A 4,946-nucleotide genomic window follows, 5' to 3' on the forward strand; every position below is an offset into this window, starting at 1 on the left:
AGGCCTCATCACCAGATTTGCGGTAGCCTTTTATCCAGTTTTTAACCATGTTGTGGCTGGGAATGTTAAACCGGGCAGCCACCCGGGGTAGAGACTCAGAATGCCCGAGAGCATAAAGAACTACGCGAAGTTTATCTTCAGGAGAATAGCTACGCTTGTGCCTGCAATCCAGTGCCAGAGGACCGTGAAGAAGAAAAAGATTAATCCAGTGTGAGAGGCTGGTGTGAGAAAGCTGAAATAGCTTTGCCGTAGAAATGATGCCTGCATGACCAGCCAGGTAATGATTTACAGCGGCAAGTTTTACTTCAAATGAATGTTTCATAAACTGCACCTTCAGATGTCAGATTGTGTCCAACATTTGGGGTGCAGTTCATGACGCGTCTTATCAGGCCTACAAAATCAATCGCTTTTCAGCAACACGTCTTCCAGCCACTGGCGCAGCTCAACGGGGGCGGCTTTCAGACTGTTAGATCCACGCGTAATGGTCGCGATGCCCGCGCCGAGTTCATTTTTTAACTCGCGCTGGCTCATTTCACCACGCAGCAACTCTTCGACAATACGCACGCGAGTCCCCAATGCTTCGCGCTCATCTGGCGTCAGCATCAGATTTAACAACGGTAAATGGAGATCGTTTTCGTAGGCATTCTTAAGCAGGTCGACAAAACGTAACCACTCCTGGTGACGCTGTTCTGCCATCGCTGCTGAATAGGGTGATTGCTGGGCCATAGTGTGTCGCCATTGTTAGCGGGGGAAGCAAAATGCCTCCCCCGGTTGTACTCGCTAAAGAGTACGATAGCATATCATAAAGGTTCAAATCAGTAACGACGTCCCCATTCCGTAGCGCTCAAAAGCGTGGGCTTATCGCCCATGAAATAGCGATAGTACGCGTCATAAGCCAGCACATTTTTCACATAACCGCGCGTCTCGGAAAACGGAATACTCTCGACAAACGCCACCGCGTCGATACGCCCGGCGCTGTTACCAAGCCACGTGCGCACCCGCCCTGGACCGGCGTTATAAGCTGCCGAGGAGAAAATGCGGTTATTGCCAAATTGCTGATAAACATATTGCAGATAACTGGTACCAATGTTGATGTTCGTTTCCGGATCCAGCAATTGCCCAGGGCTGCTATAACCAGGAATAGAGAACATCTTCACCGTCTGAGTCGCCGTACCGGGCATAATCTGCATCAGACCGCTGGCTCCTACCGGTGATTTCACTTTCGGATTCCAGGCGCTCTCCTGACGGGCAATCGCCATCGCATAGCTTTGCGGGATCTCCTTCCCACTGGTGTAACGTTTGAAAAGATCGTTGTAAGCCAGCGGGAATCGTTCTTCCAGATGATCCCACAATTTCCCGGCGATCGTCGCCTGAACGCTAAGATCCCACCAGTGATTATTAAAGGCATAGCGTGCCAATTGCGCCTGCTCTGTTTTTGACTTGCTCTTCACCAGATTGGCCCACTCGCTACGTGCGGTGTTATCCATATTCCAGTACATCAACTCGCGCACGCGCGCCATCTCCGGCCCCTGGGTCAGGGCGCTGTCAACGTTCTGCGGCGCTTTATCAATCTTTAGTTGATACTCTTCGCCAATACGTTGCGCAGCGACCATCGGGTAAAATCCACGCTGTTGCATGAGTTGATGCAAAATCTCTTTTGCTTCAGCTTCACGCCCGCGTTCCAGCAGTATATCCGCCTGCCAGTAGCGCCATTCATCTTTATCTTTCGCCTCTATTGGCAGACGCGCCAGCCAGGTATTCAGACCACGGCGATCGCCAGTGCCAAGCGCCATCCGCACGCGGCGTTCAATTAACGACGTTGATTGCGAACGCATAATCGCGTCATCACGCCATTTCGCCTGTTCGTCGGTAACATCGTTGCCCATCAGACGCCAGGCGACGATATCACGCAGCTCCTGAATCTGATCTTCATTAAGCTGCTGCGCCTGGGCAAGTGAAGGGATCATCAGCCGTGCATTTTCAGCATCCTGACGTGCCACGCTGGCAAATGCCACCGCTGCCATCTGACGGGTAAAATCGGTCGCGCCGGTGGAACGCGCGAAGGTCAGCACAGTATTAGGATCATTCGCCAGAGAAATAATTGCCGAAGCAATAGTCTGGTAATCGGCAGGCATTTGCCCTGCCAGCACCGTCACCAGCCCGGTATTGCCTGCTTTCATCGCAAGGCGGATACGCTCTAAATAAGCCAGGGGTTCTTGTTTGCCGGACGCTCGCCAGACGCTAAATAACTTGTCACAAGCGTTAGGCTGGCTCTTTCCGGTTAGCCACAGCTCTTTCGCCCCCTGCCAGGCTTCTTCACTCTGCCCGGTGTTCCATTTTGCATAGTAGTAATTACACTGGGCTTCGGTTGTGCCTGGCTTTTCCGGGCTAAAGGCTAACAAGCCACGCCAGTCTTCGCGTCGCGCCAGTTCATTGACGAAACGCGATTGCAGCGTGCGAGCAGGAGGAAGCGTGGGGTTAGCGCGAACAAAGTTAGTAACCGTCACCGCCGGTTGATTCATCAGGTCATCGGTGATCTGGCGATATTCCAGGTAGGGGTATAACGGGTAATCCTTCAGGGATGGCATCATTTGTTCGACCACATCCATTTGTCGATTATCCCAGGCCTGCTTGATTTGCGCGTAACGGCTACGCTGCTCATCCAGTGAGTCGGCTCGCGCCACGCTGCTGACCGTCAGCAGACAGACACCGGCAGCCAACAGCCGCCAGGTAACTTGTTTGGCTTTTTCCACAAGCGCACCCTCTAAGTGTAAATACATCAATGCAGCATCATGCCGCGTAATAGATTTATGCTAACCAGTCATTGCCGTTTACGCCACGTTACGGACACTTTTTTACTTTTATACTCTAAATAATTCGAGTTGCAGGAAGGCGATAAGTGAGTGAGTCCCCAGGAGCTTACAGAAGTAAGTGACTGGGGTGAGCGAGCGTAAGCGCAGCACATGCAACTTGAAGTATGACGAGTATACTGCGAGGGTGATCGACCGGCTGGGATTAGATAAGGAAACAGGCTACACTTCGCCTTTGAAAACTCATCATCACGATAAACATAGAGGCGAAGTCCAACGTGGCTCAATTCGTTTATACCATGCATCGTGTCGGCAAAGTTGTTCCGCCGAAACGTCATATTTTGAAAAACATCTCTCTGAGTTTCTTCCCTGGGGCAAAAATTGGTGTCCTGGGTCTGAACGGCGCGGGTAAGTCCACCCTGCTGCGCATTATGGCGGGCATTGATAAAGACATCGAAGGTGAAGCGCGTCCGCAGCCAGACATCAAGATTGGTTATCTGCCGCAGGAACCGCAGCTGAACCCGGAACACACCGTGCGTGAGTCCATTGAAGAAGCGGTTTCTGAAGTGGTTAACGCCCTGAAACGTCTGGATGAAGTGTACGCGTTGTATGCCGATCCGGATGCCGATTTTGACAAACTGGCCGCTGAACAGGGCCGTCTGGAAGAGATCATTCAGGCTCACGACGGTCATAACCTGAACGTACAGCTGGAGCGTGCAGCGGATGCGCTGCGTCTGCCGGACTGGGACGCGAAAATCGCTAACCTCTCTGGTGGTGAGCGTCGTCGCGTGGCGTTGTGCCGTCTGCTGCTGGAAAAACCAGACATGCTGCTGCTCGACGAACCGACCAACCACCTGGATGCCGAATCCGTGGCCTGGCTGGAACGCTTCCTGCACGACTTCGAGGGCACCGTGGTGGCGATTACCCACGACCGTTACTTCCTCGATAACGTTGCAGGCTGGATCCTCGAACTTGACCGCGGTGAAGGTATTCCGTGGGAAGGCAACTACTCCTCCTGGCTGGAGCAGAAAGATCAGCGTCTGGCGCAGGAAGCTTCTCAAGAAGCGGCGCGTCGTAAGTCGATCGAGAAAGAGCTGGAGTGGGTACGTCAGGGTACTAAAGGCCGTCAGTCGAAAGGTAAAGCACGTCTGGCACGCTTTGAAGAGCTGAACAATACCGAATACCAGAAACGTAACGAAACCAACGAACTGTTTATTCCACCTGGACCGCGTCTGGGCGATAAAGTGCTGGAAGTCAGCAACCTGCGTAAATCCTATGGCGATCGTCTGCTGATTGACTCCCTGAGTTTCTCGATCCCGAAAGGGGCGATCGTCGGGATCATCGGTCCGAACGGCGCGGGTAAATCGACCCTGTTCCGTATGATCTCCGGTCAGGAACAGCCGGACAGCGGCACCATCACTTTGGGTGAAACGGTGAAACTGGCATCGGTTGATCAGTTCCGTGACTCAATGGATAACAGCAAAACCGTTTGGGAAGAAGTTTCCGGCGGGCTGGATATCATGAAGATCGGCAACACCGAGATGCCAAGCCGCGCCTACGTTGGCCGCTTTAACTTTAAAGGGGTTGATCAGGGTAAACGCGTTGGTGAACTCTCCGGTGGTGAGCGCGGTCGTCTGCATCTGGCGAAGCTGCTGCAGGTTGGCGGCAACATGCTGCTGCTCGACGAACCAACCAACGACCTGGATATCGAAACCCTGCGCGCGCTGGAAAACGCCCTGCTGGAGTTTCCGGGCTGTGCGATGGTTATCTCGCACGACCGTTGGTTCCTCGACCGTATCGCCACGCACATCCTGGACTACCAGGATGAAGGTAAAGTTGAGTTCTTCGAAGGTAACTTTACCGAGTACGAAGAGTACAAAAAACGCACGCTGGGCGCAGACGCGCTGGAGCCGAAGCGTATCAAGTACAAGCGTATTGCGAAGTAATGCGTAAAATGCCGGATGCGGCGTGAACGCCTTATCCGGTCTACAAAACCAGAAATTTCAATATGTTGTGAAACTCCAGGCCTGATAAGACGCGCCACCGTCGCATCAGGCATTGAGCACCGAATGCCGGATGCGGCGTGAACGCCTTATCCGCCTACGGAATGAGTGTGTTTTGTAGGCATGATAAGAC

At 52.9% G+C, this 4,946-nt stretch carries 4 protein-coding genes; 1 reads left to right on the plus strand and 3 read right to left on the minus strand.

Annotated elements, in window-relative coordinates; translation table 11 throughout:
• The 3 genes from CRI63_RS06630 to sltY form a co-directional block, all read right to left on the minus strand.
• Positions 1 to 322: helix-turn-helix domain-containing protein (locus CRI63_RS06630; protein WP_135518900.1), on the minus strand; the 322-nt coding region annotated here is incomplete at its 3' end.
• Between the two features lie 77 nt (positions 323 to 399).
• Positions 400 to 726, minus strand: a complete 327-nt coding sequence (trpR, locus tag CRI63_RS06635; RefSeq protein ID WP_064530383.1) for a trp operon repressor — start codon at positions 724 to 726, stop codon at positions 400 to 402.
• 89 nt (positions 727 to 815) lie between these two features.
• Positions 816 to 2,753, minus strand: a complete 1,938-nt coding sequence (gene sltY, locus CRI63_RS06640; RefSeq protein WP_135518903.1) for a murein transglycosylase — start codon at positions 2,751 to 2,753, stop codon at positions 816 to 818.
• 335 nt (positions 2,754 to 3,088) lie between these two features.
• Here sltY and ettA point away from each other — a divergent pair, with 335 nt between their 5' ends.
• A complete protein-coding gene (gene ettA, locus CRI63_RS06645) occupies positions 3,089 to 4,756 on the plus strand; it encodes an energy-dependent translational throttle protein EttA (RefSeq protein ID WP_064530385.1) in 1,668 nt (555 codons plus the stop codon).
• Positions 4,757 to 4,946: the final 190 nt, after the last annotated feature.

It is taken from the genome of Escherichia sp. E2661 (assembly GCF_004745185.1).
In the GTDB taxonomy this organism is placed as follows: domain Bacteria; phylum Pseudomonadota; class Gammaproteobacteria; order Enterobacterales; family Enterobacteriaceae; genus Escherichia.